This is a genomic window from Nocardia sp. NPDC003345 (assembly GCF_053589395.1).
Map to the genome: position 1 here is coordinate 1 of NZ_JBSFRU010000480.1, position 3,354 is coordinate 3,354.

3 protein-coding genes are annotated in these 3,354 nt (G+C 70.1%); 2 read left to right on the forward strand and 1 reads right to left on the reverse strand.

Translation table 11 applies throughout. From position 1 onward, the window contains the following. Positions 1–160 precede the first annotated feature (160 nt). Positions 161–352 (forward strand): PspC domain-containing protein, encoded by a 192-nt coding sequence (locus ACWDU1_RS30930; protein ID WP_450003904.1) that lies wholly within the window; start codon positions 161–163, stop codon positions 350–352. A 133-nt stretch (positions 353–485) separates the two neighbouring features. Here ACWDU1_RS30930 and ACWDU1_RS30935 read toward each other — a convergent pair whose 3' ends face one another. Next, entirely contained in the window at positions 486–1,370 is an 885-nt protein-coding gene (locus tag ACWDU1_RS30935; protein WP_450003906.1) for a poly(ethylene terephthalate) hydrolase family protein, read from the reverse strand. A 36-nt stretch (positions 1,371–1,406) separates the two neighbouring features. On the opposite strand from ACWDU1_RS30935, the gene glmS reads away from it, so the two are divergent. Then, a partial coding sequence (glmS, locus tag ACWDU1_RS30940; protein WP_450003908.1) for a glutamine--fructose-6-phosphate transaminase (isomerizing) occupies positions 1,407–3,354 on the forward strand: 1,948 nt, incomplete at its 3' end.

Below are 3,354 nucleotides of genomic sequence, written 5' to 3' on the forward strand. Positions count from 1 at the left end.
TCCTTCCCTCCGGCCCCCCCCCCCCCGGCCGCCCGCGGCCCCCCCCCCGCCCCCCCACGCCCCGGAATATCAGGGTGGGTATCGGTATCGCTACCGATGCCGCCGGGGGCCGGCGGCCCGGATAGTGGAGTTGTAGTAGCCACTACCCGAAAGGACCGCCATGACCGCCCCCGCGCGCCGCTTCACCCGTTCCACCACCGATAAGTGGATCGGCGGGGTCTGCGGCGGTATCGCCGAGTACTTCGGCTGGAGCTCCGGTGTCGTCCGGTTGCTGTTCGTCGTGTCCTGCGTGCTGCCCGGCCCGCAGTTCCTCGTCTACCTGGTGCTGTGGCTGATGATGCCGAAGCGATGAACCGGCCCGGTCCCGGCCGGCCGTAGGTTCCGAATCCGGCAACCGAGCAGCCCCGTTCCCGCCCAGGGAGCGGGGCTGCGCTTTACCGGTCGAGGGTGAAAAGATGGTCCGGGCACAGGGCTCGCGCCGGATGCTATTTGCGGATCGTGCGGACCAGTTTGCCGATGGTCGCGGGATCGGGGTGGGCCGCTTCCTGCCGGCCGGTCTCCTGATCGAGCAGGGCGGCGGCCGGGTCGATGACGTGGGTGTGCTTGATCGAGGTTTCCGGGTCGGCGAACGCGGCGTAGGTCTTGTCCCGGAGCAGGGTGTGCAGCAGGTAACCCGTGAGCAGGGCACGGGTGGTGCGGGTGGTCTTGGGTTCGTGTTTGCCGCCGCCCACCGCGGCCAGCAGGCGGCGGCCTTCGGCGAGTCCGTTGTGACCGGCGCCCTCGAGGGTGCGCAGGATCGCCGGGCCGCCCCATTCGGCGGCCAGCGGGACGGCGTTGGAACTCATCGAATCGATATCGCTCACCCCCGCGAGGATGAGGGCGGGGGCGTCGAGCCCGGGCGCCACCGATTCGGCGGCGGGGGAGGTGGGGGCCGGAAACAGCGGGGCCACCGCCGCGACCCGGCGCTGGGCGGCGGCCAGCACCGCCGCGCCCGCGCCCATGCCGTGACCGGCCAGGGCGAGGCGTTCGGGATGCACGGTGAGAGCGCCGTCACCCAGCCGGACCCCGGTGCAGATGTCGAGGGTTGTGAGCAGATCGGTGGCGAGGTTCAGATGTGACGGGACCGGGCCGCGCTCGGTATCCGGTGCGGCCGCCACGATCCCCCACGACGCGAGGTGTTCCAGCAGCGTGCGGTAGTTCCCGGCACGGCTGAGCCACCCGTGGCCGAAGGCGACAGCGGGTAGGTCCCTACCGCTCTCCGGGGTGTACACCACTCCGGGCTGGCCCGCGATGGCCAGGTTCCCGCGGAGCACCCGGTGTGGGCCGCGGCTGGTCAGAGTGCTCATTAGCGATTTCACAGACGCCGACACGACGAGAACGTTAGCGGATAAGTACTCTGAGTAGCCATGTGCGGAATCGTGGGGTACGTCGGGTACCGGGACGCGTTGGGCGTCGTCGTCGCTGCCTTGCGCCGCATGGAGTACCGAGGTTATGACTCCGCGGGCGTGGCGATTCTCGACGGCGCCGGAGGTAGCGCGATCGAACGGCGCGCCGGCCGGCTGAGCAATCTGGAAGAGGCGCTGGGTGCCGCGGGCGCGGGCGCGTTCGCGGGCAGCACCGGGATGGGACACACCCGGTGGGCCACGCACGGCGCGCCGAACGACCGCAACGCGCATCCACACCGGGATGTGAGCGGCAAGCTCGCGGTGGTGCACAACGGCATCATCGAGAACTTCGCGCAGCTGCGCGGGGAACTGGAGAGCGCCGGGGTCGAGCTGCTGAGCGAGACCGATACCGAGGTCGCCGTGCACCTGGTGGCGCGGGCCTACGCCGAGGGGCCGACCGCGGGTGATTTCGAGGCCAGCACGCTCTCGGTACTGCGGCGGCTCGAGGGGGCGTTCACGCTGGTGTTCACCCACGCCGACCATCCGGGCACGATTATCGCGGCGCGGCATTCGACGCCGCTGGTGGTCGGCGTCGGCGAGAACGAGATGTTCATCGCCTCCGATGTCACCGCGTTCATCGAACACACCCGGGAGGCCGTGGAGCTGGGCGAGGGCCAGGCCGTGGTGATCACCGCGGACGGCTACCGGGTCACCGACTTCCACGGCGAGACCGAAGGGGTGCAGTCGCGCCCGTTCACCATCGACTGGGATCTGGCCGCCGCCGAGAAGGGCGGTCACGACTACTTCATGCTCAAGGAGATCGAGGAGCAGCCCGGCGCGGTCGGCGACACGCTCATCGGCCATTTCGATCAGACCCCCAGCCGGGCAGGCCGGATCGTGCTCGACGAGCAGCGCCTCTCCGACCAGGAACTGCGCGATGTGGAGAAGGTCTTCGTGGTGGCGTGCGGTAGTGCCTACCACTCCGGCCTGGTCGCCAAGTACGCCATCGAGCACTGGACCCGGCTGCCGGTGGAAGTCGAGCTGGCCAGCGAGTTCCGTTACCGCGATCCGGTGCTGGACCGGTCCACGCTGGTGGTCGCGGTCTCGCAATCGGGCGAGACGGCCGACACCCTGGAGGCCGTGCGGCACGCCAAGAGCCAGAAGGCACGGGTGCTGGCGGTGTGCAACACCAACGGCGCGCAGATCCCCCGCGAATCCGACGCCGTGCTCTACACCCGGGCCGGGCCGGAGATCGGGGTGGCCTCCACCAAGGCGTTCCTCGCTCAGGTGACGGCGAACCTCCTGGTCGGGCTGGCGCTGGCGCAGGCGCGCGGTACCAAGTACCCCGACGAGGTGGCGCGCGAGTTCGCCGAACTCGAGGCCATGCCGAAGCTGGTGGAGCGGGTGCTGGAATCGGCGCCGCAGGTCCGGGCGATCGCCCGGGAGCTGGCACAGGAGCGCACGATTCTGTTCCTGGGCCGCCACGTCGGCTACCCGGTGGCGCTGGAGGGCGCGCTCAAGCTCAAGGAACTCGCCTATATGCACGCGGAGGGTTTCGCGGCGGGTGAGCTCAAGCACGGGCCGATCGCGCTGATCGAGGGCGGGCTGCCGGTGATCGTGGTGATGCCGTCGCCGAAGGGCCGCGGGGTGCTGCACTCCAAACTGCTCAGCAATATCCGGGAGATCCAGGCCCGGGGCGCGCGCACGATCGTGATCGCCGAGGAGGGCGACGATCTGGTGCGGCCGTTCGCCGATGATCTGATCGAGATTCCTTCGGCGCCGACCCTGTACCAGCCGCTGCTGTCGACGGTGCCGCTGCAGATCTTCGCCGCCGAGGTGGCGCAGGCCCGTGGCTACGATGTGGACAAACCGCGCAACCTGGCCATCGAGATCGGGGCGCTGACCGCCGGAAACAACGCGGGAACCGCCCTGGGGGCGCTGCAGCCGCAGCTGCTGCCGCTGGCCGACC